This window comes from Micromonospora sp. DH14 (genome assembly GCF_029809455.1).
In the GTDB taxonomy this organism is placed as follows: domain Bacteria; phylum Actinomycetota; class Actinomycetes; order Mycobacteriales; family Micromonosporaceae; genus Micromonospora; species Micromonospora parva.
Map to the genome: position 1 here is coordinate 39,311 of NZ_JARVKT010000032.1, position 25,408 is coordinate 64,718.

21 protein-coding genes, 1 tRNA gene and 1 riboswitch are annotated in these 25,408 nt (G+C 70.7%); of the genes, 8 read left to right on the forward strand and 14 right to left on the reverse strand.

Annotation, left to right across the window (positions count from 1 at the left end; genetic code table 11):
- Nucleotides 1-38: 38 nt before the first annotated feature.
- Nucleotides 39-1,079: an NlpC/P60 family protein gene (locus tag QCZ28_RS28610; protein WP_279519521.1), complete on the reverse strand. Its 1,041-nt coding sequence runs from the start codon at nt 1,077-1,079 to the stop codon at nt 39-41.
- Between the two features lie 13 nt (nt 1,080-1,092).
- A riboswitch (cyclic di-AMP (ydaO/yuaA leader) is annotated at nt 1,093-1,228 on the reverse strand.
- 235 nt (nt 1,229-1,463) lie between these two features.
- On the opposite strand from QCZ28_RS28610, the gene QCZ28_RS28615 reads away from it, so the two are divergent.
- A complete protein-coding gene (locus QCZ28_RS28615; protein WP_279519522.1) occupies nt 1,464-3,446 on the forward strand; it encodes a peptidoglycan recognition family protein in 1,983 nt (660 codons plus the stop codon).
- 56 nt (nt 3,447-3,502) lie between these two features.
- Here the strand turns inward: QCZ28_RS28615 and QCZ28_RS28620 are convergent, their stop codons facing one another.
- The 5 genes from QCZ28_RS28620 to QCZ28_RS28640 all read right to left on the reverse strand — a co-directional run bounded on the left by QCZ28_RS28620 (nt 3,503) and on the right by QCZ28_RS28640 (nt 9,767).
- Nucleotides 3,503-4,516: a C40 family peptidase gene (locus tag QCZ28_RS28620; protein ID WP_279519523.1), complete on the reverse strand. Its 1,014-nt coding sequence runs from the start codon at nt 4,514-4,516 to the stop codon at nt 3,503-3,505.
- 167 nt (nt 4,517-4,683) lie between these two features.
- The gene (locus tag QCZ28_RS28625) at nt 4,684-5,685 is read right to left on the reverse strand and encodes a hemolysin family protein (protein WP_279519524.1); all 1,002 of its coding nucleotides are present in this window, start codon (nt 5,683-5,685) and stop codon (nt 4,684-4,686) included.
- On the reverse strand, nt 5,678-7,003 hold the full coding sequence (locus QCZ28_RS28630) for a hemolysin family protein (protein WP_279519525.1): 1,326 nt from the start codon (nt 7,001-7,003) through the stop codon (nt 5,678-5,680). Before QCZ28_RS28630 ends, QCZ28_RS28625 begins: the two co-directional genes overlap by 8 nt.
- Before the next feature lie 40 nt (nt 7,004-7,043).
- On the reverse strand, nt 7,044-9,299 hold the full coding sequence (locus QCZ28_RS28635) for a (Fe-S)-binding protein (protein WP_279519549.1): 2,256 nt from the start codon (nt 9,297-9,299) through the stop codon (nt 7,044-7,046).
- Between the two features lie 204 nt (nt 9,300-9,503).
- A complete protein-coding gene (locus tag QCZ28_RS28640) occupies nt 9,504-9,767 on the reverse strand; it encodes a cell division protein CrgA (RefSeq protein WP_030331997.1) in 264 nt (87 codons plus the stop codon).
- A 221-nt stretch (nt 9,768-9,988) separates the two neighbouring features.
- On the opposite strand from QCZ28_RS28640, the gene QCZ28_RS28645 reads away from it, so the two are divergent.
- The 4 genes from QCZ28_RS28645 to QCZ28_RS28660 are packed head-to-tail and all read left to right on the forward strand — an operon-like array spanning nt 9,989 to nt 13,323.
- The gene (locus QCZ28_RS28645; RefSeq protein ID WP_279519526.1) at nt 9,989-10,789 is read left to right on the forward strand and encodes a DUF881 domain-containing protein; all 801 of its coding nucleotides are present in this window, start codon (nt 9,989-9,991) and stop codon (nt 10,787-10,789) included.
- Nucleotides 10,786-12,384 carry a class E sortase gene (locus tag QCZ28_RS28650; RefSeq protein ID WP_279519527.1) on the forward strand — a complete coding sequence of 533 codons (1,599 nt, stop codon included), beginning with the start codon at nt 10,786-10,788 and terminating at the stop codon, nt 12,382-12,384. Before QCZ28_RS28645 ends, QCZ28_RS28650 begins: the two co-directional genes overlap by 4 nt.
- A 4-nt stretch (nt 12,385-12,388) precedes the next feature.
- Nucleotides 12,389-12,670: a hypothetical protein gene (locus tag QCZ28_RS28655; RefSeq protein ID WP_279519528.1), complete on the forward strand. Its 282-nt coding sequence runs from the start codon at nt 12,389-12,391 to the stop codon at nt 12,668-12,670.
- A gap of 2 nt (nt 12,671-12,672) precedes the next feature.
- Nucleotides 12,673-13,323 carry an aminodeoxychorismate/anthranilate synthase component II gene (locus tag QCZ28_RS28660; protein WP_210857867.1) on the forward strand — a complete coding sequence of 217 codons (651 nt, stop codon included), beginning with the start codon at nt 12,673-12,675 and terminating at the stop codon, nt 13,321-13,323.
- Between the two features lie 59 nt (nt 13,324-13,382).
- Here QCZ28_RS28660 and QCZ28_RS28665 read toward each other — a convergent pair whose 3' ends face one another.
- The 8 genes from QCZ28_RS28665 to QCZ28_RS28700 are packed head-to-tail and all read right to left on the reverse strand — an operon-like array spanning nt 13,383 to nt 23,100.
- On the reverse strand, nt 13,383-14,078 hold the full coding sequence (locus tag QCZ28_RS28665) for an ElyC/SanA/YdcF family protein (protein WP_279519529.1): 696 nt from the start codon (nt 14,076-14,078) through the stop codon (nt 13,383-13,385).
- An 18-nt stretch (nt 14,079-14,096) separates the two neighbouring features.
- Nucleotides 14,097-15,914 carry a Stk1 family PASTA domain-containing Ser/Thr kinase gene (gene pknB / locus QCZ28_RS28670; protein WP_279519530.1) on the reverse strand — a complete coding sequence of 606 codons (1,818 nt, stop codon included), beginning with the start codon at nt 15,912-15,914 and terminating at the stop codon, nt 14,097-14,099.
- Entirely contained in the window at nt 15,911-17,320 is a 1,410-nt protein-coding gene (locus tag QCZ28_RS28675) for a serine/threonine-protein kinase (RefSeq protein ID WP_279519531.1), read from the reverse strand. The genes pknB and QCZ28_RS28675 overlap by 4 nt, the downstream gene beginning before the upstream one ends.
- A gap of 1 nt (nt 17,321) precedes the next feature.
- Nucleotides 17,322-18,827 carry a penicillin-binding protein 2 gene (locus QCZ28_RS28680; RefSeq protein WP_279519532.1) on the reverse strand — a complete coding sequence of 502 codons (1,506 nt, stop codon included), beginning with the start codon at nt 18,825-18,827 and terminating at the stop codon, nt 17,322-17,324.
- Complete coding sequence (locus QCZ28_RS28685) at nt 18,824-20,317, reverse strand: FtsW/RodA/SpoVE family cell cycle protein (RefSeq protein WP_279519533.1); 1,494 nt, start codon at nt 20,315-20,317, stop codon at nt 18,824-18,826. Before QCZ28_RS28685 ends, QCZ28_RS28680 begins: the two co-directional genes overlap by 4 nt.
- A 30-nt stretch (nt 20,318-20,347) precedes the next feature.
- Nucleotides 20,348-21,823 carry a PP2C family serine/threonine-protein phosphatase gene (locus QCZ28_RS28690; RefSeq protein ID WP_279519534.1) on the reverse strand — a complete coding sequence of 492 codons (1,476 nt, stop codon included), beginning with the start codon at nt 21,821-21,823 and terminating at the stop codon, nt 20,348-20,350.
- Nucleotides 21,820-22,305, reverse strand: coding sequence for an FHA domain-containing protein (locus tag QCZ28_RS28695; protein WP_030331975.1), 486 nt, complete (start codon nt 22,303-22,305; stop codon nt 21,820-21,822). The genes QCZ28_RS28690 and QCZ28_RS28695 overlap by 4 nt, the downstream gene beginning before the upstream one ends.
- 6 nt (nt 22,306-22,311) lie before the next feature.
- Nucleotides 22,312-23,100 (reverse strand): DUF3662 and FHA domain-containing protein, encoded by a 789-nt coding sequence (locus tag QCZ28_RS28700; protein WP_007454122.1) that lies wholly within the window; start codon nt 23,098-23,100, stop codon nt 22,312-22,314.
- Nucleotides 23,101-23,307: 207 nt separating this feature from the next.
- On the opposite strand from QCZ28_RS28700, the gene QCZ28_RS28705 reads away from it, so the two are divergent.
- From QCZ28_RS28705 to QCZ28_RS28715, 3 genes are all read left to right on the forward strand, one after another.
- Nucleotides 23,308-23,393: transfer RNA gene (locus QCZ28_RS28705), tRNA-Leu, on the forward strand.
- A gap of 64 nt (nt 23,394-23,457) precedes the next feature.
- Nucleotides 23,458-24,573 (forward strand): NAD-dependent epimerase/dehydratase family protein, encoded by a 1,116-nt coding sequence (locus QCZ28_RS28710; protein WP_279519535.1) that lies wholly within the window; start codon nt 23,458-23,460, stop codon nt 24,571-24,573.
- Nucleotides 24,570-25,376, forward strand: coding sequence for a WecB/TagA/CpsF family glycosyltransferase (locus QCZ28_RS28715; protein WP_279519536.1), 807 nt, complete (start codon nt 24,570-24,572; stop codon nt 25,374-25,376). Before QCZ28_RS28710 ends, QCZ28_RS28715 begins: the two co-directional genes overlap by 4 nt.
- Nucleotides 25,377-25,408: the final 32 nt, after the last annotated feature.

Sequence of the window (25,408 nt, forward strand, 5' to 3'; positions counted from 1 at the left end):
CCGCGACGGATCGCGGCGGGCCCTCTCGTCACCCGGGGTCAGCCCGGGCGGCCGTAGCTGTGGATCGGGCCGTCGTCGACCTTCTTCATCTTGACCGGTTGACCGGCCTGTGAGGCGTGCACCACCCAGCCGCCGCCGACGTACATGCCGACGTGGTGGATGTCGCTGTAGTAGAAGACCAGGTCGCCGGGGCGCAGGTCGCCCCTGCTGACGTTCTTCGTGACGCGGCTCTGCGCGGCGGCGTTGTGCGGCAGCGACACGCCGGCCTTCGCCCAGGCGGCCAGCATCAGCCCGGAGCAGTCGTACGAGTTCGGACCCTCGGCACCCCAGACGTAGGGCTTGCCGATCTGGGCGCAGGCGAACTTGACAGCGGTGCCCGCGCCGCCGCCGGGGTAGCTGCCCGGGCAGGGCGCCGGGCGCAGTGGGCCACCGCCACCGTTGCCGTACACCTTGAGGCGCAGCTTCTGCAGGCGGTCGATCTCTTCGTTGATCTGCTTCTTCTTCGCCGCCAGCTGAGCCTCGGTGCGGGTCAGCTGGGCCACCATCTCGTCCAGCGGCGCCTTCTGCGCGGCCAGCTGGTCGCGCAGGTCGGCGACCTCGCGTACGTCCTTCTGCTGGTTGTGCGCGAAGCGGTCGAGCATCTCGAGCTGGCCGACCACCTCGCTGGGCGACCGGCTGCCCAGCACCGCGTTGACGGTCAACACGTTCTCACCCTTGTAGGCACGGGCGGCGAGGGCGCCGACCTTGTCCATCGCAGCGTCGACCTGGCGCTCCAGCGGGGCGATCCGGGCGGCCAGCGCGTCGGCCTGCTTGCGCTTGGCGGCGAGGTCGATGCGGGTGGCGTTGTGCCGTTCGATGATCGGTTCGAGCTTGTTCCAGTCGGCGTCGATCTGGCGCTCGATCTCGGCGACCGACGGGTCGGCGTGGGCCGCCGTGGCACTGCCGGTCAGGACGACGGCGATGCCGGCCAGGGCGGCGAGTGCGGTGGTGAAGCGGGACCAGCGTGGGCGCGGCACGATCGACGTCGGGCCGGCTGGTGCCGACCGCTCGGACGACGGCCGCGGGGCATGGAGTGCCACCGGGGTTCCGTACTCCTTCTTCCTGACCGCCTACCGGGTTAGCTGACGGGTTCGGGCGGGAAGTCGGCGCCCTACCGCAGTGGCTGCGGATTCACCCCGAGGGACCTGGGTCCCCGGTTCGCTCGGAAACGACTCGGCGGTGTCGGTCCGTTACCGCCCGGGCTGGGCGGAGCTGCTGTCGGCCCGACGAATGACCAGAGTAGAGACGTTCGTTACCGATCCGCAACCCGCACGGCCGTGACACTCCGTACCGATTGGACGAGGTCACCGACCGTGTGTGAAGAATTCTTTCCCCATGCTTCGATAGATGGAAAGGTATTGACCTGACCTCCCGGACGGCGCGATGGTGACCTGACCTCACTCCGCGAGAATCTAGGGGGTTCGATGCACCATCCAACCCTGTCGACCGGCTGGCGCGCACTGCTCGCCGCCGCCGTGGTCGCCGCCGCGACCACGGTGCCACTCTCCGTCGGCCCGGCCGCCGCCGCGCCCACCACCGGCCGTCAGCAGCAGTACGCCGCCGCGGCCACCGAGTACGGGGTGCCGACAGTCGTGCTGCTCGGCGTCTCCTACCTGGAGTCCCGCTGGGACACCAACGCCGGCACACCGAGCACCAGTGGCGGCTACGGCCCGATGCACCTGACCGACGCCCGGCACGTGGCCGCCCTACCCGGGCGCGGTCACCACGACGCCGGTGCCGAGGACCCGCGCGGCGACGACTCGCGTCCGGCCCGGGTGCCCGCGCCCCGACCGGTCGAGGCCCCCGCGCCGTCCACCGCCGCGTTGCAGACCGTGGACGCCGCCGCCACGCTGACCGGAGTCACCCCCGAGGCACTGCGCACCGACGCGGGCCTCAACATCCGGGGTGGGGCGGCGCTGCTCAGCGCGTACCAACGGGAGCTGGACGCCCCCGTCGGCGCCGACACCGACCCGGCGGCCTGGTACGGCGCGGTGGCCCGCTACTCGGGCGCGGACAGCGCCGACGCCGCCGCGGCCTTCGCCGACGAGGTCTTCACCACCATCGGCGCGGGCGAGTCCCGGGTGGCCGACGACGGCCAGCGGATCACCCTGCCGGCCCGCGCGGTACAGCCCGAGCGTTCCTGGTTGGACCGGCTGGGCCTGCGCCGGCTGGCCCGCCCGGACGGGGTGGAGTGCCCTCGCACCATCTCCTGCGAATGGATCCCGGCACCCTACGAGGCGTTCGGCGACGGGGACTACGGCAACCACGACCTCTCCGACCGACCCGCCCGGCAGAAGATCGAATACATCGTCATCCACGACACCGAGGCGAGTTGGGCGACCACCCTGCAACTCGTCCAGGATCCGACCTACGTCAGCTGGCACTACTCGCTGCGCTCCGTGGACGGGCACATCGCCCAGCACGTGAAGACCAAGGACGTCGGTTGGCACGCCGGCAACTGGTACGTCAACGCGAAGTCGATCGGGCTGGAACACGAGGGCTTCGCGGCGCAGGGGACCTGGTACACCGAGGCGATGTACCGGACCTCGGCGAAACTGGTCCGGCACCTGGCGCTGCGGCTGGGCATCCCACTGGACCGCCAGCACATCATCGGCCACGACAACGTGCCCGGCACCATCGCCTCCACGGTTCGGGGAATGCACTGGGATCCGGGGCCGTACTGGGACTGGACGCACTACTTCGACCTGCTGCACGCACCCCGACTGGACACCGGCACCCCGGCCACCGGGCTGGTCCGCATCGACCCCGACTACGCCACCAACCAGCCGGCGTTCACCGGTTGCGTCACCGCCGGCGTGCCGTGCGCACCACGCGGCTCCTCGGCGGTGGTGCTCCGGAGCGCACCGTCCGCGGACGCGCCGCTGGTCAACGACGTCGCGCTCCGCCCGGACGGCACCCCGAACACGATGGCCGTGTCCGACCACGGGGCCCGGGCCTCCGCCGGGCAGACGTACGCGCTGGCCGGCCGGCAGGGCGACTGGACGGCGATCTGGTACCTCGGGCAGCGGGCCTGGTTCCACAACCCGCCGTCCGCGCCGACCGCCAGCTGGACCGTCGGCGTCGTGGCCACCCCGAAACCCGGACGGGCCACCATCCCGGTGTACGGACGGGCGTACCCGGAGCAGGCGGCGTACCCGGAGGGGGTGCCCTACCAGACGATCTCGCCATTGCAGTACGCCCTGGCCGCCGGGCAGCGGTACGCCGTCGGCGCGGTGCTGGCCGGCGAGTACTACCGGGCCAGCACGTTCGACGGCTCCTCGCCCGGTGACTGGACAGTGATCCGCGGCAAGAACCGCTACGCGCAGATCCAGTTCGGCCACCGGATCATGTACGTCGACCTCGCCGACGTGCAGCTGTTGCCGTCCCCGGTGGGCGCGCCCCGCTGACGAACCACGACGGCCCCCGGTCGGTGACCGGGGGCCGTCGTGTCGCGTCAGGTGGATCAGCCGGGTCTGCGGAACCCGGCGATGGGCATGGTGGTGATGCTGGACACCTGCACCGGTTTGCCGGCGCGGGGCGCGTGCACCATCTGGTTGTTGCCCAGATACAGCCCGACATGACTCAGGCCGGAAAAGAAGAACACCAGGTCACCGGGACGGGCGTCGGCCCGCGCGATGGCCTTGCCCTCGTTCCACTGGTCACCGGTGTGGTGGGTGAGGTAGATCCCCGCCGCCTTGTAGGCGTACTGGGTCAGCCCCGAACAGTCGAACGAGTTCGGGCCGGTGGCACCCCAGACGTACGGCTTGCCGACCTTCCCGCAGGCGGTCTTGATCGCGGTACGGGCCGCCTCGCTGACCACTCCGTTGATGGTCGGGCAGGCCGCAGTCTTGACCGTGGTCTTCGGCATCGACGCCTCGAGCTGCTTGATCTCGGCGTCGATCTGCTTCTTCTTGGCCGACAGATCGTTCTGCTGCTTGGTCTGGGTGACGATCAGCGCGTCCAGCTTCTGCTTCTCGCCGTCGTACTTGGCCCGCACGGCCAGCACACCCTCGACCTCCTTGCGCTCCTGCGCGGCGAGTCGGTCGAGGATGGTGAGCTGCTCGGTGAGCGTGTCCGGCTTGGCGCTGACCAGCAGCGCGCCGATGTCGTGCGACGGGCCCGAGATGTAGTAGCGGGAGGCGAGGTCGCCGACCCGGTTGAGCGCCAGTTCGCTCTGCAGCGCCAGCGGCTCGATCTTCTTCTGCAGGTCCGCCGACTTCTTCCGGTTGACCTTCAGCTGCGCCCGGACCTTGTTGTACTGCTCGATGGTGGGCTCCAACTGCTCCCACTTCTTGTCGATCTGCGCCTCGATCTCGTCGACCGTGGGCGCGGCATGCGCCGGCGCGGTCAGCAGACCGGCGCCGACCGCCGCAGCAGCGACCAGGACCAGCACCCGATGGGCGGCGCGGCGCAGGCCACCGGAGCGAGCAGACGCAAACAGGTCGTGACGATGAGGGGGCATGGTTGCCACCGGCACCGACTCCTTTGCAACCGACCGCCGGGCGCCTCGCGTGAGGGAAGGGCCGAGGCAGACGACCCACAGCGGTCGGTGCCCCACATTAGGGAAGCGCGGAGCGGTAATCAAGGCGGGCGCAGTAACCATCACTGTCGTGCAACCGCTTGCACACCAAGGGTATTGGCCTATCACCCAACGATTGCGGTCAATACATCGTCAAGAGTGACCACACCGAGAGGTCGTCGCCCGTCGCTGACCAGCACCATGTGCCGCCGCTCCCGACGCATGGCCAACAGCAGGTCGGCCAGCGTACGTTCCGGTGGCACCACGGCCAGCGGCCGGTAGACGTCGGCCGGTACCGGCGACCGGCGACCCTGCCCCGCGTACCCGAGCACGTCCTTGACGTGCACAAAGCCGAGCACCCGACGGGTCGACCGCTGCACCACCGGGAACCGGGACCGGCCGGTCCGGGTCGCCAGCACCTCCAGCGACGCCGGCGAGACGTCCTCGGCCACCGTCACCACCGTCGACCACGGTTGCAGCGCGTCCGCCGCCGTGCGGTCGTGCAGGGCCAGCGCGCCGGTGATCCGCGCGTGCTGCTCCGCGTCGAGCAGCCCCTCGGTCCGCGCCTGGGAGACCAACCCGGCCAGTTCCTCGGCGGTGAACACCGTCTTCACCGCCTCGGACGCCTCGATCCGCCACAACGCCAGCACCCGCCGGGCCGCCCATTTCATCGCGAGCAGCAACGGTTTGGTGGCCACGCAGAACGCCAGCATCGCCGGCCCCAGCCAGAGGGCGGAGACCTCCGGACCGGCCAGTGTGATGTTCTTCGGCACCATTTCACCGACGACCGTGTGCAGAAAGACCACCACACCCAGGGCCAGCACGAACGCCACCGGGTGCACCGCCCGTTCCGGCAGGCCGATCGCGTGGAACGGCGGCTCCAGCAGGTGCGCCAGCGCCGGTTCGGCGATCGCCCCCAGCCCCAACGAGCAGACCGTGATGCCGAGCTGCGCGCCAGCGATCATCAACGGAATCTGGTTCATCGCCGACAACGCCCAGCGGGCCCGTTTCGACCCGGCGGCCAACGGTTCGATCACCGTCCGACGGGACGCGATGAGCGCGAACTCGCTGCCCACGAAGAACCCGTTGCCGAGCAGCAGCAGCACTGTCACCAGCAGCTCAGTCATCGTCGTCCGGATCCGCCGGGCGCACCACCCGGACCTGCTCGATCCGGTGCCGCTCCACCTCCACGACCGTGAACTCCCACCCGTCCGCCTCGACCGTCTCACCGGCGAGCGGGATGTGCCCGAGCTGAGCCATCAGGTACCCGGCCAACGTCTCGTACGGCCCCTCGGGCAACCGGAAGCCGGTCTGCTCGGCCAGCTCGTCGGAGCGGAGCACCCCGTCGACCAGCACGGTGCGCTCCCCGCCCGGCACTGTCAGCTCGGCCGACCCGTCGTCGTCCACGCTCGCCGGGTCGAACTCGTCGGCGATCTCCCCGACCAACTCCTCGACGAGGTCCTCTACGGTCACCACACCGTCCGTGCCGCCGTACTCGTCGACCACGATGGCCAGGTCGGCCCCGGCCGCCTTGAGCGCGGCCAGCACACCGTCCAGGTTGAGGCTCTCCGGCACGTACACCGGCTCGCGGGCCACCGAGCCGACAGTCGTCGACGCCCGGTCGGCCAGCGGCACACCCAGGGCGTCGGGCACGGCGGCCACGCCGGTCACCAGGTCCAGGGTCTCCTCGTACACGGGGAACCGGGTCCGCCCGGTCCGCCGCGACGCCTCCAGCAGCTCGGCCACGGTGGCCGTGACGCGCAGCGCGACCACGTCCACCCGGGGAGTCATCGCCTCGGCGGCCCGTTTGTCACCGAAGCGGATGGTGCGACGCAGCAGCATCGCGGTGTCGGTGGGCAGCGCGCCGGCCCGCGCCGAGATGCCCGCCAGCAGGCCCAGTTCCTCCGGCGAGCGGGCGCTGGCCAACTCCTCCTGCGGCTCCACCCCGAGCGCCCGGACCAGGCGGTTCGCCGAGCCGTTCAACCCTCGGATCAACCAGCCGAACGTCCGGGAGAACGCGTGCATCGGGCCGGCCGTGGCCAACGCCGCCGGCATGGGCCGGGCCAGCGCCGCGTTCTTCGGCACCAACTCGCCGAAGAGCATGGAGATCAGCGTGGCCAGGGCCAACGCGAGGAACGGTGTGATCCGCGCGGTGTTGTCGCCGACGATCGGGCGCAGCAACGGGGCGAAGAGGCGGGCCAGAGCCGGCTCGGCCAGGTAGCCGGTGAGCAGCGCGGTGATGGTGATGCCGAGCTGCGCTCCGGAGAGCTGGAAGGAGAGTTCGCGCAGTGCCGCGCGTACCGTCCGGGCGGCCTCGTCGCCCGCGACGGCCCGCCTGTCGATCTCCGCGCGGTCGACAGTGACCAGGGCGAACTCGGCCGCGACGAAGAACGCGTTGCCCGCGGTCAGCGCTACGAAACCGACCAGGGGCAACAACGTCGTCAAGAGTAGGCCGTCGATGTTTCAGAACCCGGAGGTACGCGTCTCAGCCGCCGATCGGCGCGGTCTCCTTGCCGCCCTGCGGCTGCTCGGGCTTGATCGAACGGAGCAGCACGCTCGCCACGTCGATCACCTCGACCTGCTCGCCGGCGCCCTTGCCGTTGACCCCATCGCTCAGCATGGTCGAGCAGAACGGGCAGCCGACGGCGACGGTCTTCGCCCCGGTGGCCATGGCCTCCTCGACCCGGTCCACGTTGATCCGCTTGCCGATCTTCTCTTCCATCCACATCCGGGCACCGCCGGCACCGCAGCAGAAGGACCGCTCGCTGTTGCGCGGCATCTCGATCAGGCCGCTGTCGCGGCCTGCACCGGACCCGATGGCTGCGTCACCCCGGCCATCTCCGGCTCCGCCTCCGATGGCGTTACCGAGGACCTCACGGGGGGCCGCGAAGACCCGGTTGTGCCGACCCAGGTAGCAGGGGTCGTGGTAGGTGACCCCGCCGTCGACCGGCTGCACCGGCGTGAGCTTGCCGGTGGCGACCAGGTGGGCCAGCAGCTGGGTGTGGTGGACCACCTCGAACTCGCCGCCGAGCTGCCCGTACTCGTTGCCCAGGGTGTTGAAGCAGTGCGGGCAGGTCGCGACGATCTTGCGCCTGGTCCTGTCCCGGCCCTCGAACGCCTCGTTCAGCGTTTCCACGTTCTGCTGGGCGAGCATCTGGAAGACGAACTCGTTGCCGATCCGTCGCGCCGGGTCACCGGAGCAGGTCTCGCCCTCGCCCAGGATCGCGAACTTAACGCCCGCCTCGTTGAGCAGCGTGGCCACCGCGCGCGTGGTCTTCTTGGCCCGGTCCTCGAACGCGCCGGCGCAGCCGACCCAGAACAGGTACTCGAAGTCGTCCACCTCGCCGACCCGGGGCACCTCGAAGTCCAGGCCCTTGGTCCAGTCCTCGCGGGTGTTCTGCGGCGCGCCCCACGGGTTGCCCTTGTTCTCCAGGTTGCGCAGCATCACGCCGGCCTCGGAGGGGAAGCTCGACTCGATGAGCACCTGGTAGCGGCGCATGTCGACGATGTGGTCGACGTGCTCGATGTCCACCGGGCACTGCTCGACGCAGGCGCCGCAGGTGGTGCAGGACCAGAGCACGTCCGGGTCGATGACCCCGCCCTCCTCGGCGGTGCCGATCAGCGGCTTGTCGGCCTCGGCGAGGGCCAGCACGTCCAGGTGCGCGAGCTGGGCCTGGGTGGCCTTCTCCTCGCCGGTCAGATCCTTGCCGCCGCCGGCCAGCAGGTAGGGCGCCTTGGCGTACGCGTGGTCGCGCAGGCTCAGCACCAGCAGCTTCGGCGACAGGGGCTTGCCGGTGTTCCAGGCCGGGCACTGCGACTGGCAGCGACCGCACTCGGTGCAGGTGCTGAAGTCGAGCAGGCCCTTCCAGCTGAACTGCTCGACGTGGGCGACGCCGAACTGGTCCTTCTCCGGGTCCGCCTCCTCGAAGTCGAGCGGCTTCCCCTGGCTCGTCATCGGGCGCAGCGCCCCGAGACCGGAGCCGGCCGGCTTGGCCGGCTCCCGCTTGAAGAAGATGTTGGGGAACGCCAGGAAGCGGTGCCAGGCCACACCCATGGTGACGTTCAGCGAGATGACGATCAGCCAGGTCATCGAGATGGCGATCTTGATGAGCGCGGCGACGCTCGCCCCGTCCGACCAGTCGGGCAGCACCGCGCCGACCGCGTGGCTGACCGGGGTGGCCCAGAGCGGGTACTCGAAGTGGTCGGTGGCGACCTTGAAGCCGCGGATCAGCAGACCGAAGATCAGGACCAGCAGCACGATCCACTCGACGAAGTAGCCCTGCCACATCGTCGAACCGGTGAACCGGGACCGCCCGCCCGGCCGGGTCGGCCGGTTGCGCAACCGGATCACCATCAGCACCACAATGCCGATCAGGCCCAGCACGGTGATGATCTCGGTGGCCAGGCCGAAAACGGTCCAGTGCCCGATGATCGGCAGCCCGCCGGTCGGGGTGACCACCTCGAAGTACGCCTCGAGCACCAGCAGCGACAGCACGATGAAGCCGACCATCACGAACCAGTGCGCCGCACCGACCACGCCCCACTTGAGCATTCGGGTGTGGCCGGCGGTCTCCACCAGCATGGTCCTGGTACGGGCGCCCTTGTCGGAGAACCGCTCCGGAGCGGGTTGCCCGAGCCGGATGACGGCCGTCATCTTCATGACCGCGCGTACCGCAAGCCACACCGCCACGGCGGTGATGGCGGCCGCGAGGATCGTGGTGACGATCTGGACGCTGCCCATCGAGTTGGCCTCCCCGGTCTGCTGCCTGATGACCTCGCTCTGCTCGGTCATGCACTGCAGCCTACGCGAAGGTTACCCAGCGGTAACGTGAGTCATCTCGCAGTAGGCCACGCTGCCTGCGCACACCATAGGGGGCCCCGCCCGATCCTGCCGGGCAGGGGCTCGACGGGTGACGTGGGACCGCCGACGCGACGGCCGGTCAGATCAACGCCAGCGGGAGAGCAACGCCAGCGAGGCGACCATCGCGCCGAAGCCGACGGCGAGGTTCCAGTAACCCCACGCCATGACCGGGTACTCCTGCTCGGACAGGTAGTAGAGCACCAGCCAGCCGATCCCGACGACGATCAAGGCGACCGCGGTGACCGGCAACCACACCGGGCTAGGCTTGCGCGACGACGCCGTCGTCGTCGGACGGACGTCCGTCGGCGGGGTGTACACCTTCTTCTTACGGACCTGAGACTTGGGCACGGCGCTCTCCAGAGGGGTGACGACCTCGTCCGGCCTGACAACCGGGCGCGGGGGCGACGGTCCATGGCCAATAATGTTCGAGAGCTAGCGTAGTCCCGATTGGCCGCCTGGACCACGAATGGGGTCAGGCCGGTGCACGGAGTGACCGAAAGAGGCGGGACTGTTCGCATCGCCGGCCCGGCCGGCACGGACCGATCCCCGACACGCGGAAGGAACGCTCGGTGGAGTACACATCCGGCGCAACCTCCTGGCAGAAGGTCCTCCGACGGGCCGCTGCCGGGCTGCTGCCCCGGCGACCGCGTCAGCGCCGTCCGGGCTGGTCGATCGGGGTGCCCCTGATCGCGGCGGCGGCCGGGTTGCTCTTCACCACCACCGCCACCACCGCAGGCGGCACCGCGCTCCGGGAGGACCGGCGGCCCCAGCTCAACCAGCTCATCGAGGACCGCCGCGAACAGGTGGCGGCCAGCGAACGCCGCGCCGCCGAGCTGCGCGGCGAGGTCGAGCAGCGGACCAACACACTGGCCGGCTCCGACGTCCCGATCAAGGAGCAGCAGAACCGCGCCCAGGGCAGCCTCCAGGACGCCGGATTCACCGCCCTGACGGGCCCCGGGGTCACCGTCGAGCTGAACGACGCGCCGCAGATCGACCAGACCCAGTCGGACGCCAGCAACGACGACCTGGTGGTGCATCAGGGAGACGTACAGGCGGTGGTCAACGCGCTGTGGGCCGGCGGAGCCGAGGCCATGTCAATCATGAACGTCCGCGTGCTCACCACCAGCGCGGTACGCTGCGTCGGTAACACCCTGCTACTTCATGGCCGGGTGTACTCCCCACCGTTCAAGATCGTAGCAATCGGCGATCCCGCTGCCCTCCAGCAGGCCCTCGCCAGCTCTCAGGGAGTCCGGTTGTTCAAGGACGCGGTCGACGACTACCAGCTCGGCTACAAGGAGACGGCCTCCACGGTGCGAGTTCCCGCATTCGAGGACTCCACCGCCCTGCGCTCGGCGACGGTGCCCAGATGAGCGGGCCGGACGAGCGGCGCGACGGGCGACACCGGGACCACACCGACGAGCCGACCGCCTTCCTGCCCCCGGTCGACCGGCCCAGGTCGGCAGCCGACCGGCCGGCCCCGGCCGGCAACTGGCCCGAGCCGGTGCTGCACCCTCCACGAGCCGACCAACCGACGCGACCGAGCGCCGACCGACCTGAGCCGAGCGAGACCCCGAGCCGACCGGGTGTCGAAGCCCCACCGCCCTGGCCGGGCACCGCGGCTCCCAGGCTGGGCCCGCACGGCAACGCCGGGGCTCCCCCCGCGACCACCCCCGGCCGGCCGACCACCGGCAACCAGGGCCCGGTTCGGCCCGCTGCCCCCGGCAACGCACCGACCCGCCCGGCCGCGCCCAGCGCGATGCCGAAGCCGACCCGCCCGACGACCTCCGGCCCGCCCAGCCGGCCGGCCTCCTCCGGCCCCTCGACGCCGCCGCTGGCCGACTCACCGACCGCGCCGATTCCGCAGGTCACCGCCCGGCCCGCACGACCCACCGGCCCTCCGACCACCCCGGCTGGCCCGGCCGCACCGGCCATGCCCGTGTCACCGGCCGCCCCCGGTCGCGCGGCAGCGGCCGGGCCGGAAGGCGTCGCGCCGTCGACCGGGCCTGGTCGGGTTCCGCCGGGCGCTGGCGGTGACCGGGGCGCGGATCCGGCCGCCACCGCGCTGATTCCGGCCGTGCCCGCCACACCCGCCACCAGGCCGCCGACCATGGACTCGACCGCGCTGATGGGTGCCGTTCCCCGCACCGCGGTCCCCGCCGAGCCGACCGGGGGCAACCCCGCCGACCCTCCCCAGCCACGTCGGGGCGAGCGGGTGGTCCAACTCCGGCCGCACCAGACCGGCGAGGGCTACAAGAGCGTCTATTCCGAGCTCACCCGGCCGTCGTTCGGCTCCCGGCTGCGCACCGGGATCCGCGTCACCGGCGAAGTCCTGATCACCTTCGGCCTGGTGGTGCTGCTCTTCGCCGGGTACGAGGTGTGGGGCAAGTCGGCCATCGTCGACGCCCACCAGAACGACCTCAACAACGAGTTGGTCCAGGCGTGGGGCCCGACCGACGACCCGACTGTCGCCCCGTCGGCGGCCGGCCCGAGCGTGAAACCGTCACCTCCGGTACGCGGCAAGCCGCTCGCGGGCCTCTACATCCCCAAGCTCGACAAGAACTGGGTGGTAGTCGAGGGCGTCACCCAGGCCGACATCCGCTACGCCCCGGGCCACTACCCGGCCAGCGCGCTCCCCGGCCAGGTGGGCAACTTCTCTGTCGCCGGCCACCGCAACCGGGCCACTTTCTGGCGGCTGGACGAGCTCAGCGAGGGCGACGCGATAGTGGTCGAGAGCAAGACCGACTGGTACGTCTACCGGGTGTCGCAGTCGCGGATCGTCAAGCCGACGCAGGTGGAGGTGGTGGCACCGGTCCCCGGCGAGCCGAACAAGAAGGCGACCAAGCGGATGCTCACCCTCACCACGTGCAACCCGAAGTTCGACAACTACCAGCGCCTGATCATCCACGCCGAGCTGGACCGTACCCAACCCAAGTCGGCGGGCCGCCCGGCGGAGCTGGGAGGCTGACCCGATGTACGCGTTCATCTGGCGCAAGCTCCCCTTCGGCCTGGTCGGAAAGCTGACCGGCTCGGTGCTGCTGGTGGCCGCCACTGTCGCGCTGCTCTGGTATGTCGCCTTCCCGTGGGCCGAGCCCCTGCTGCCCTTCGACGACGTGCAGGTCGAGTCCGGCGTTCCCGCCGAGACCGGTGGCGGCGGCAACCCGGTGACCGGGGAGACCCCGGCCGGGGAAGATCACGAGCTGCCGTACGACACCGACCAGAACAACCCAGCGCCGTCCTCCCCGAGCAGGTGACCATGCGCGTCCTCGTGATCGACAACTACGACTCGTTCGTCTTCAACCTGGTGCAGTATCTGGGCCAGCTCGGCGTGGACTGCGAGGTCCGCCGCAACGACGAGATCGACGTCGCCGAGGTGGGCAGGGTGGGCGCCGCCGGCGTCCTGCTCTCACCCGGGCCGGGCAGCCCCGACCGGGCCGGCATCTGCCTGGACGTCATCCGGACGTACGCGGGCGAGCTGCCGATCTTCGGTGTCTGCCTCGGTCACCAGGCGATCGGCGAGGCGTTCGGGGCGACCGTCACCCGGGCCCCCGAGCTGCTGCACGGCAAGACCTCCGAGGTGCGACACCACTCGGTCGGCGTACTCGCCGGTCTGCCCGACCCGTTCACCGCCACCCGGTACCACTCCCTCGCCGTTCTGCCCGAAACGCTCCCCGACGAGCTTGAGGTCACCGGCTGGACCGGCTCCGGAGTGGTGATGGCGATGCGGCACCGGACGCTGCCCATCGAGGGCGTCCAGTTCCACCCGGAGTCGGTGCTCACCGAGGGCGGCCACCTCATGCTGGCCAACTGGCTGGCCGGTTGCGGTCACGCGGAGGCGCTGGAGCGCGCACCGGCGCTGGCCGCCGAGGTCGACACCCGCCGCCGCGCCGCGTTCGCCACCACCTGAGGCCGAACCGTCCCGGCCCTCATCTCGGCCAGGTGGCGTGAGCACCCGGGCCGGCCGGGTCAGTTCCGCAACGCGTTCTGGACCGCCGGATCCGCCGGCGAGCGAACGGCGGGCGGACGGTTCCGAACGGCGTCCCACGCCGCCTTGCCACTGGCGAAGTAGTCCCGGACCGACTTCTCGGCGAGGAGTGCAATGCCGCAACCGTCGCAGCGCGCGGTCACCCCGTCGACGTCGAGGCCGAGATGGCGGCACAGCGTCACCGCCCGGGACAGGTGGTACGACTGGGTGACGATCAGGGCCCGCTCGACGCCGTACACCTCGCGCGCTCTCGCGCAGGTGTCGTAGGTGTCCAGGCCGAACGGGTCGGCCACCACCCGACGCCTGTCCACACCGCGCTCGGAGAGGTACGTCGTCATCACCGCCGGCTCGTCACCTGACGCGCCACCGCCGTCACCCGACACGAGAACGACAGTGGCCCGCCCGCTGGTCACCAGCTCGGCGGCGGTGTCCAGGCGACCGGCGAGACGGTCCCCGGGCCGCTGTCGGTCGGCGGCCACCTCGGTGCCGAGCACGATCACCACGTCGGCGGTCGGCGCGTCGGCGGCAGCGTACAGGTGGCCGCGGGCGGCGAGCGTCGTCCACAGCCACGGGGAACTGGCGAGCACCAGCACGACGAGGCCCGAGAGTGCCAGCCAACGGAGGCGTCGGGGCCACCGCCGCACCGGCTCGGCCGGGGACGATCCAGCCTCGGTCATGCGATGCCCACGGGTGGCTCAGTCCTGCGGCCGGCTCGGCGGGGGTGGTAACGGCAGACCGATGCCGCCCCCGTTGCCGGGAGTGGTCGGCGTGGTCGTCGGAGTGGCCGTCGGCGTGATCGTCGGTGTCGGGTCGGTCTCCGGCTCCGGCTGACTGACCTTGATGGTCACCTTCGTGCCGGCGGGCTTCTTCTCCTTGCCGTTCGGGCTCTGGTCGGTGACCTTCCCCGCTTCGGCGGCGGGCACCTCCGGCCCGTTCTGCACGACGACAGTGAAGTCGGCGTTGCGGAGGACGCGGGTGGCCTCCTCCTGGCTCAACCCGACGACGTCCGGCACCCCGCGGACGTTGCCCTTCGAGACCGTGAGCTTGATCTTCGTGCCCTCGGGGACGCTCTCGCCCGAGGGTGGGTCGACGTCGAGAACCTCGTCCTCGCTCGCCTCGGCGTCCACCGTCTTGACCTCGTACTTGAGCTTCGCCTCGGTGAGCCGGGCGATAGCGCTCTCCCGCTTGCTGCCCTTGAGCCCGGCCGGAACGCGGACCTCGGGAACGCCGCCGCAGACCTCGATGGTGACAGTGCCGTTCTGCTCCAGCCGGCTCGCCGGTGCCGGATCCTGCTTGACGACGTTGCCCTTGGTGCAGTCGCTGGCCAGCACCGGGTCACCCACCTTCGGCGTGAACCCGGCGTTGCGAATCTCGTCGATCGCGACTGCCTGGCTCTTGCCGGTGAGGGTGGGCACCGCCTTCAGGTCCTTGTCCTGCTGCATGTTCCAGAGCAGGGCGGCGACCAGGGCGATCACCGCCAGCACGCCGACCGCGCTGAACATCGCGATCAACCAGGAGGACGCCTTGCGCTGACGCGGGTCGCCCACCCGGGCGGGGATCTGCCCGGTCTGCGGCCCACGTCCGGAAGCCGGGTAGCCGCCCCCACCGCCGGCCGGGGCCATCGCCACCGTCTCCGCCTCACGCAGCACCGGGGTGGCCAGCACGGGCCGGCCGGCGGCGGCGCGGAGCAGGTCGGCCCGCATCTCGCCGGCGCTCTGGTAGCGGTTGAGCGGGTTCTTCGACAACGCCTTGAGCACGATCGCGTCGACGGCCGGCGTGACGTCCGGGTTGATGTCGCTGGGCGTCGGCGGCGTCTCCCGTACGTGCTGGTACGCGACGCTGACCGGGCTGTCCCCGACGAACGGGGGATGGCCGCAGACCAGCTCGAACAGCACGCAGCCGGCCGCGTACACGTCGGAACGCGCGTCGACGGCCTCACCGCGGGCCTGCTCGGGAGACAGGTACTGGGCCGTGCCGATCACCGCGCTGGTCTGCGTCATGGTGGTCGCGCCGCTGGCCAGGGCACGGGCGATGCCGAAGTCCATCACCTTGACCTGGCCGGTCTGGGTGAGCATCACGTTGCCGGGCTTGATGTCCCGGTGGATGATGCCGTGCCGGTGGCTGAACTCCAGCGCCGCGCACATGTCGGCGCAGATCTCCAGCGCCCGGCGCGGCTGCAACCGGCCCTCGGCTCCGAGGACCTCCTTCAAGGTCCGCCCGTTGACGAATTCCATGACGATGAACGGCAGCGTCTCGCCGGTCGGCGCGGTCTCTTCACCGGTGTCGTAGACCGCCACGATCGCCGGGTGGTTGAGTGAGGCGGCGTTCTGCGCCTCCCGACGGAACCGCATCTGGAACGTCGCGTCCCGGGCGAGGTCGGTGCGGAGCATCTTGATCGCGACGTCCCGACCGAGCCGAAGGTCGCGACCGCGGTGCACCTCGGCCATACCGCCATAGCCGAGCAGCTCGCCGACCTGGTACCTGCCACCGAGCAGGCGGGCCTGCGCTGTCATCGCGTCTGTCGTCCTTCGCTCGTCGTCGTCCCGCCGTCGCCCGGCTGGAGTCGTACCTCCCGACGGTACGACGTCCGGGTCGGATCGTCGCCTCCGTCGAGTCGTAGCGCGCCGGACGCCACGGTGTGCGGCGCCAGCCCGGCCGATGCACCGGCCTGCGACTGCTTCCGTAGGTTGTAGGAAATCACGCCCGAGCAGAGCAGGACCAGCACGGCGAGCAGGATGGCGAGGAGCACCATTCCGGGGCGGGACCGCTGCGGCTGGGGTGACGGCACTGCTGGGCCGGCCTGTCGGACGTACGCCGGCGGGTGTTCCTGCCGGGGTGGCCCGGCGGGCACGGCAGCGGCACCGCGCGGATAGCCGTTCGGTGCGCCCTGCGGCCGGGCTGGCTGAACGGCCGGCGCGACGGCGGTGGGGCGTGGCTGTTGGGCGGGCGCGATCGCTGTCGGCCTGGGCCCGCCCACCGGTGGGCGGGCAGCCGGCGGACGCATCTGGTGCGCCTGCGGCACCTGGGCCCGGCCGGGCGCGGCGGGCGAGGCGGGCGCGGCCGAGACCGGCCCGGAGTTGCCGGCCGCCCGGGCCTGCTGGGACAGCGCGGCCTTGAGCTGACGGGCGACCCCGGCGAGAGCGGCGGCGCTCGGCCAGCGGGCGGCCGGGTCCTTGGCCAACGCCCGTTCCACCAGGGCGCGCACCTGCGGAGGGATGTCGGACGGCAGCGGCCGGGGCGTCTCCCGGACGTGCCGCATCGCGATGTCGAGGGGATTGTCGCCCTCGAACGGCCGCCGACCGGCCAGGCACTGGTAGGCGACCACGCCGAGGGCGTACACGTCGGACGCGGGGGTCGCCACGCCGCCGGTGGCCTGCTCCGGCGAGATGTACGAGGCGGTGCCGAGCACCGAACCGGCGGCGGTGAGCTGGCCGACCATGTCGGAGCGGGCGATGCCGAAGTCGGTCAGCACCAGCGTGCCGTTCGGTCGGACCAGCAGGTTGCCCGGCTTCACGTCGCGGTGCACGATGCCCTTCTCGTGCGCGGCGTGCAGCGCGTCGGCGGCCTGCGCGACGAGGGCCATCGTCCGGGCCGGGGTGAGCCGACCGACCCGGCTCAACGTGGACGACAGGGCGTCACCCTCGACGTACTCCATGACCAGGAAGGCGATCTGCTGGTCGTTGCCGAAGTCGTAGACGTCCACCACGCCGGGATGGTTGATGGTGGCCATGGTGCGGGCCTCGCCGCGGAACCGCTCACCGAAGTCCGGGTCGTCGAGCAGCGCGGGCAGCAGGCTCTTCACCGCGACCGTCCGGCCGAGCACCTGGTCGGTGCCGCGCCAGACGTCGCCCATGCCGCCGCTGGCGATCCGCTCGTCGAGGCGGTAGCGGTTGCCGAGCTGCACGCCAGGGCTGAGCATGTCAGCGACCCCCCGGGTCGGTGATGGCGGCCCGCATGATCTGACCGGCGATCCGGGCGGCCTCGCCGCTGCCGCCTGGACCGGCCTGCTCCAACATCACGCAGACCGCGGAGACCGGGTTGCCGTCTTTGTCCATCGCGAAGCCGATGAACCAGCCGTGGTCGGGACGATCCGGGGCGGACTGGGCGGTGCCGGTCTTGCCGCCGACCGTGTAGCCGCCGATCGCGGCGCTCTTGCCGGTGCCGTTCCGGACCACGCTGACCATCATCTCGCGCAGGTCGGTGGCGACCTGGGAACTGACCGGCTGGCGCAGCTCCCGCGGCTTGGCGGTGTAGTAGCTGGTGGTCCGGTCCGGTGCCAGCCACTGCCGGACCAGGTACGGCCGCATCTGACTGCCGTTGTTCGCGATCGACGCAGCGATCATGGCGCCTTCGAGCGGGGTCATCCGGACGTTGTTCTGGCCGATCGAGGACTGGGCCAGTGCGGCCTGGTCGGTGCTGCCGTCCGGGTTCTGGATGTCCCCGGTCCGGCTGGCCGCCGTGGGCAGGCCACCCTCACCCAGGTGGCCGACGGTCAGGTCCTCCTGCTCGAAGCCGAACTGCCGGGCCTTCTCCTTGACAGTGTCAGCGCCGAGCCGCACGCCGAGCTGGGCGAACCCGGTGTTGCACGAGTAGGTGACAGCGTCCAGCAGGCTCACCTGCCGTTGCGGGCAGATCGACGGAGCGGCGTTGCGGATGGGGGTGCCCGACGTGGGCGCGGTGTAGCTGGAACCGGCCGGGATCTGCGTCGTCGGCGTGACGCCGTTCTCCAGAGCCGCCGCGGCGACCACGATCTTGAAAGTGGAGCCCGGCGGCAGCGTCTCGGCGAGCGCGCGATTCTTCAACGGCTCCGCCGGGTCCTTCTCCAGCTTGTTGAACGCCGCGGCCGCCTCGTTGCTGTCGTGGCTGGCCAGCGGGTTCGGGTCGAAGCTCGGCATGGAGACCAGCGCCTGCACCGCCCCGGTACGCGGGTCGATGGCGATCGCCGCGCCGCGCTTCGCGCCCACCCGGTTGTCACCCAGCTGGTCGTACGCCACGTCCTGGGCCTTCTTGGAGAGCGAGAGCAGCACGTTGCCGCCGCCGGTGTCATCCCCGGTGAACATGTCCTTCAACCGGTCACCGATCAGCTGGTCGCTGGTGCCGGCCAGGAAGTCGTTCTCCGACCGCTCGATGCCCTGGTCGGCCAGGTTGACCGGCTTGTAGCCGAGCACGTGGGCGTACTTGGCGCCGCCCGGATAGGTGCGCAGGAACTTCAGGTTGCCGGTGGTCTCCTTGCTGGTGGCCAGGGCCGTGCCGCCGGCCTCGATGTTGCCGCGCTTGCGGTCGTACTCGGCGACCTGGACCCGGCCGTTGTAGTCGCTGGTGCGGTATTCATCCGCCTTGTAGGCCTGGATCCAGTTGAGGTTGGCGAAGAGCAGACCGAACAGGACCATGACGACGACGCCGACGCGGCGCAGGGGTGCGTTCACGGCTTGATCACCTCCGTGGGAGCACCGTGCAGCTGCTCCGGCGGGCTGCCGCTGGGACGGACGGCCTTGCCGCCGCCTCCTCCGGTCACCGGACGGCGGGCGCCGTCGGAGACCCGCAGCAGCACCGCGATGAGCAGCCAGTTGGCCATCAGCGACGACCCACCGGCGGACAGGAACGGGGTGGTCTGACCGGTCAGCGGGATGAGCTTGCTGATCCCGCCGACGATCACGAAGACCTGGAGGCCGAGGGTGAACGCCAGACCACCGGCGAGCAGCTTGCCGAACGAGTCCCGGACGGCGAGCGCGGCACGCAGCCCACGCTCCACGATCAGCAGGTAGACCACCAGCAGCGCGGAGAGGCCGAAGAGGCCGATCTCCTCACCGATGCCGGCGAAGATGAAGTCGTTCTGCACCTCGGGCAGGATCTCCGGCTGACCGCCGCCCGGCCCGGCACCGAAGAGCCCGCCCGTGCCGAGGGCGAGCAGGCCCTGCACGAGCTGGTAGCCCTTGTTCGTCGGGTCGGCGAACGGGTCCAGCCAGATCTCCGCCCGCAGGTAGAAGTTGGCGAACGGCCCGCCCACCGTCGAGCCGAGGACGTAGGCGAGGTACGCGCCGCCGAAGAAGAGAACCAGGCCGATCAGCAGCCAGCTGACCCGTTCGGTGGCGATGTAGAGCGTCACCACGAACATGCCGAAGTAGAGCAGCGAGGTGCCCAGGTCCTTCTCGAAGACCAGCACCAGGACGCTGATCAGCCAGACGCCGACCACCGGGCCGAGGTCACGGCCACGGGGGAAGTCGATGCCGAGGAAGCGCCGGCTGGCCAGCGACAGCACCTCACGCTTGCGCACCAGGTAGTAGGCGAAGAAGACCAGCAGCGCCAGCTTGGCGAACTCACCCGGCTGGATGGAGAAGCTGCCCACCCGGATCCACAGCTTCGCGCCGTTGATCTCGGAGATGCTCGACGGCAGCACCGCCGGGATCATCACCAGCACGATACCGGCCAACCCCAGGGTGTACGCGTACCGCGAGATCGACCGGTGGTCACGCATGATGGCGAGCAGTCCGGCGGCGAGGATCACCGCACCGAGCGTCCAGGCCAGCTGGCGCCCGCCCTGCCCGGCGAAGACGGCCAGGCTCTCCCGCTCGGCCACCGGAGCGTCGCCCAGGTCGATCCGGCGCAGGAAGCCCACCCCGAGCCCGTTGAGCAGGGCCACCGCCGGCAGCAGGGCCGGGTCGGCGAACGGGGCGAGGAACCGGATGACCAGGTGCAGGCCGAGGAAGACCGCGCCGAGCGCGGCGGCCGGCATCCAGAAGTCCGAGGTGACCGTGTCCAGCAGGTTCGCCTCGACGGTCGCCCCGTACGCCGCCACCAGCACCATCGCGAGCAGCAGCAGGGACAGCTCGGCGTTGCGGCGCGACCGCGCCAGGCGTACGCCGGATTGCTCGCCCGCGGTGGCGGGCGAGGGTGCCGGTGTGGCCGCTACGGTCACGGGTGGAATCCTCGGTATCTCAGCCGACGCTCACTCAGGAGACCGGCAACTGGCCGGGTCGAGCGCCGGCGTGGCCGAGTCTGAGGGCGTGACGTCGGGTGTGGTGGTCGCGCCGGCCCCCCCGAGAGCGGTGGTGGCACCGGCGGTCGGGGTTGCGCTGACAACCCCGTTGGGGGTCGACGAGGCGTTGACGCTCGGGCTGCCGTTCGGGGTCGGCGTCAAACCGATCGGCGTCGGCGTGGGCGTGGGCGTGTTGACCACGGCGGCGGTCGGGTCGAGTGGGCAGAGCGGCTTCAGGTTGGGGTTGCTGGGGGTGTCGCTGGTCAGCTCGGCGAGCTGACGCTCGGCGTCCGGCTCGCTCTTGGCCCGGATGCCGACCTTGACGGTGTCCTGCGCGGCGACAGTGAGGTCGTCCAGCCGGGTGCCGCTGCGGCGGTGCACGCTGGACAGGTCCATCCCGGCGATCTGACCCTGGACCCCACGGAAGACGGCGACCTGCCCCTCTTCGGTGGCTCCCACGTAGTACTGCCGCTGGGTGTACGTCCAGCCGCCGAACGCCGCCCCGCCGACGATCACCAGCACGGCCAGCGCCATGGCGGCGGTCCGCACCGGGCGTCGTTTCGGCCGGTCCGGTTCGTCGTCGGCGGCCGCCGGCTCCTCGGGCGCGGCCGGGCGCGGCGCGGAGAGCGCCGAGGCTCGGGCGGCCGGGGTCGAGTCGTCGGCGGAGGTCGCCATTCCCCGGTCCCGGGCGGCGGCACCGCCCACGATCGGGGTCGCCTCGACGATGTCCTGGTCGGTGGCGTCGGCGATGATCACCGTGATGTTGTCCGGCCCGCCGCCGCGCAGTGCGAGCTGCACCAACCGCTCGACACACTGCTGCGGGTCGGCGTACTCCCGCATGGTCTCGCCGATGGTTTCGGCGCTGACCACACCCGAGAGGCCGTCGCTGCAGATCAGGTACCGGTCGCCGGGCATGACCTGGCGGACCGAGTATTCCGGGTCGATGTCCCGACCGTCGAGGGCGCGGGTGAGCAGCGACCGCTGCGGGTGGCTGCTCGCCTCCTCGGCGCTGATCCGGCCTTCGTCGACGAGCATCTGGACGTACGTGTCGTCCTTGGTGATCTGCGCGAACTCGCCGTTGCGCAGCAGATAGGCCCGCGAGTCGCCGATGTGGACCATTCCCAGCTTGCTGCCGGTGAAGAGGGTCGCCGTCAGCGTGGTGCCCATCCCCTCCAACTGCGGGTTGGCGTCCACCGTGTCGCGGAGTTGTTGGTTGGCGGTGCCCACGGCCGAACGCAACGCATCGACGAGGGCGTCCCCCGGGACGTCCTCGTCGAGCGGCGCCATGGCACCGATGACGATGTTGCTGGCGACGTCACCGGCGGCCATACCGCCCATGCCGTCGGCAACGGCGAGTAACCGCGGCCCGGCGTAGACGGAGTCTTGATTGCCGTCTCGGATCAGACCGCGGTCGCTGTGGGCCGCATAGCGCAGGGTCAGAGTCATGGCCGTAATTCGAGGGAAGTGCGGCCGATCCGGATCGGCACGCCGAGGGGGACGGGGGTTGGTCCGGAGACCTTAGCGCGATCGAGGTACGTGCCGTTAGTCGAGCCGAGGTCCTCGACGTACCACTGCCCGTCACGCGGCACGAGCCGGGCGTGTCGCGCGGAGGCGTAGTCGTCGGTGATGACCAGGGTGGAGTCCTCGGCTCGACCGATGGTGATCTGAGCTTCACCGAGAGTGATCCTGGTGCCGGCCAGCTGACCGGCTGTCACCACCAGCTGGTGCGCCGCCCTGCCCCGCTTCACCTTCGCTGGCTTGGCCGCCTGCCCCGTCGAGGCGCCCACCGCGCGTGGCGCGGCCACCAGGCGACCGGACCGGGCGCCCGCGAAGAGGTCCCGGCGGATCACGCCGACCACCGTGAACACGAAGATCCACAGCAGGATCAGGAACCCGAACCGGGCAACGGTGATGACCAGTTCCGGCAAGGCGGCTCAGCCGTCCACGCGGAAGGTCAGCGTCGTCGTACCGAGCTGGACCATGTCACCGGGGTTGAGCGCGACGGCGGAGACCCGCTGCCCGTTCACCATGGTGCCGTTGGTCGAACCCAGGTCGGTCAGCACGACCTGGCCCCCGTCGAAATCCAGCCGGGCGTGTCGCCGGGAGATGCCCACGTCGGGCAGCCGCAGATTGGCCTGGTCGCCACGACCGATCACCGTCGACCCCATCTGGAGGGGATAGGTGCGACCGTCGCCGGAGACCAGCCGCACGTTGCGACCGCCGCCGTGCCCGGGCGGCGGACCGTAGCCACCGCCCTGGTCGTACGCGGGGTAGGCGGGCGGGCCGGCGTCGTAGCCGGGTGCCGACACCGGGGCGACCTCGCCGCCGGTGTAGACCTCGGCCGTGACCCGGAACATGCCCGTGTCGAGGCCCTCACCTCGCTCGATCTCGACGATCACGTCGCCGTAGACCGTCCACGCCTGCTCGCCGATGAACTCCGCCTGCGACTGGGCCAACTCCTGGGCCAGTGCGGCGGCGTACGGCGCCAGCCGACTATGGTCGAACGGCGAGAGATCGATCACGTAGCGGTTGGGCACCAACGTGCGCCCACCGGCCAGGATCGCCTTGTGCGCCTCGGCCTCCCGCTGCATGGCGTTGAGGATCTCCACGGGGTGGACCACCCCTTTGAAGACCTTGGCGAAGGCCCCTTCGACCAGGCCTTCCAGACGCTTCTCGAAGCGTTGCAGCACGCTCACCGGCTCCTCCTCGGGTCCCGAGGACATGATGGTATCCGGCCGGCGCGCGCGCAGCTCACACGCCGCTCGGCCGGCTGCTCTCGACCCGTTCGGAAGGGCCGGGACTGTCGTGCTAATCTTTCGTCCGCCACGAACGGTAACCGCTCGTGGCGAGCGCCGGGGACAGCGTAGTATTCCCGGGGCCCGTTGGCGACAGCGGGGCCGGGGCGGCTAAGGTGTTCCGGGTTGTGCCACGGGGATGTGGCGGAATGGCAGACGCGCACGGTTCAGGTCCGTGTGCCCGAAAGGGCGTGGGGGTTCAACTCCCCCCATCCCCACCACCGACGAAGGGCTCCGCAGATGCGGAGCCCTTCCGTCATATCGGGGCGTGCCGGACGTCACGCTATGCTCCGATGGATTCTGCCTCCGATGGACCAGGAGTGGCGTGTGAGTGTCGCGTTGGTGACAGGGTCGGGTGGTCTGATCGGCTCCGAGGCGGTCCGGCATTTCGCCGGCCTCGGCCTGGATGTCGTGGGCATCGACAACGACATGCGCCGGTACTTCTTCGGTGAGGACGGATCCACCTCCTGGAGCCTTGAACGGCTCAGCCGTGACCTGGGTAACGCCTACACCCATTTCGCGGTGGACATCCGGGACCGGGACGGCCTGGAGCAGGTGTTCAAGAAGTACAGCTCGGACATCGCCGTGGTGATCCACAGCGCCGCGCAGCCGAGCCACGACTGGGCGGCCAAGGAGCCGTACACGGACTTCGACGTGAACGCCGGCGGCACGCTCAACATGCTGGAGAACACCCGCCGGCACGCGATCGACGTGCCGTTCATCCACTGCTCGACCAACAAGGTCTACGGCGACCGGCCCAACAGCCTGCCGCTGATCGAGCTGGAGACCCGGTACGAACTGCCCGAGGACCACCGCTGGTACCAGGGCATCACCGAAGAGATGTCGATCGACCACTCACTGCACTCCGTCTTCGGCGCCTCCAAGGTCGCCGCGGACGTGATGGTCCAGGAGTACGGGCGCTACTTCGACATGAAGACCGCCTGCTTCCGGGGCGGCACCCTGACCGGCCCGGCGCACTCCGCCGCCGAACTGCACGGGTTCCTGGCCTATCTGATGCGCTGCGTCATGGAGGGCCGGACGTACAACCTCTTCGGCTACAAGGGCAAGATGGTCCGGGACGCGATCCACTCCCACGACGTGCTGACCGCGTTCGAGGCGTTCTTCCGGGCCCCCCGCTCCGCGGAGGTCTACAACCTCGGCGGCGGTCGCCACTCCAACACCTCCCACATCGAGGCGTTCCGCATCGCGGAGGAGATCACCGGCCGTGAGGCGCGGATCAACTATGTCGAGCAGAACCGCACCGGCGACCACCAGTGGTACGTCAGCAGCATGGCGCGGTTCGAGGCGCAGTATCCGGACTGGAAGATCGCTTACGACGTGCCGATGATCCTGCGGGAAATCTACGAGGCCAACGTGGACAAGTGGGTGGCCCAGCCGTGAGCAGCCGAACCAAGCGCAACGTGCTCGGCGTCCTGGTCGACGCCACCGACTACGCCACGGCGACCGACGCGGTGGTGACCGCGGCGCACGAACGGCGTTCCCTCGCGCTGACCGCGCTGGCCGTGCACGGGGTGATGACCGGGGTGCTCGACCCGGCGCACAACGCGCGGCTCAACTCCTTCGACGTGGTCACGCCGGACGGGCAGCCGGTGCGGTGGGCGCTCAACCTGCTGCACCACGCCGGGCTCAGCGACCGGGTGTACGGGCCGACCCTGACCCTGCACGTGCTGTCGCGGTTCGCGGACGAAGGGCTGCCGGTCTACCTGTACGGCTCGACCGAGGAGACCCTCGCCCGGTTGATCCCGGCCCTGGAGCGGATGTTCCCGGCGCTGAAGATCGCCGGGGTGGAGCCGTCCAAGTTCCGTGCCGTCCAGCCCGGTGAGGACGCCGAGATCGCCGACCGGATCCGGTCCAGCGGTGCCCGACTGGTCCTGGTCGGGCTCGGCTGCCCGCGCCAGGAGGTCTTCACGTACGCCATGCGGCCGCTGCTCGACATGCCGCTGATGGCGGTCGGCGCGGCCTTCGACTACCACGCCGGGCTGCTGCGCCAGCCCCCGCCGTGGATGCAGCGTGCCGGCCTGGAGTGGTTCTGGCGCCTCGGTCTGGAGCCGAAGCGGCTCTGGCGCCGCTACATCATCCTCAACCCGGCCTACCTGAGCCGTCTGGTCGCGCAGAAGCTCGGCCTGTGGAAGGCCCGCCCGCCGGCGCCGGCCACCGAGCGGCCGGCCAGCTTCTCGGTCTGACCGGCTCCCAGCCGGTGCGTTCAGGAGGCGGG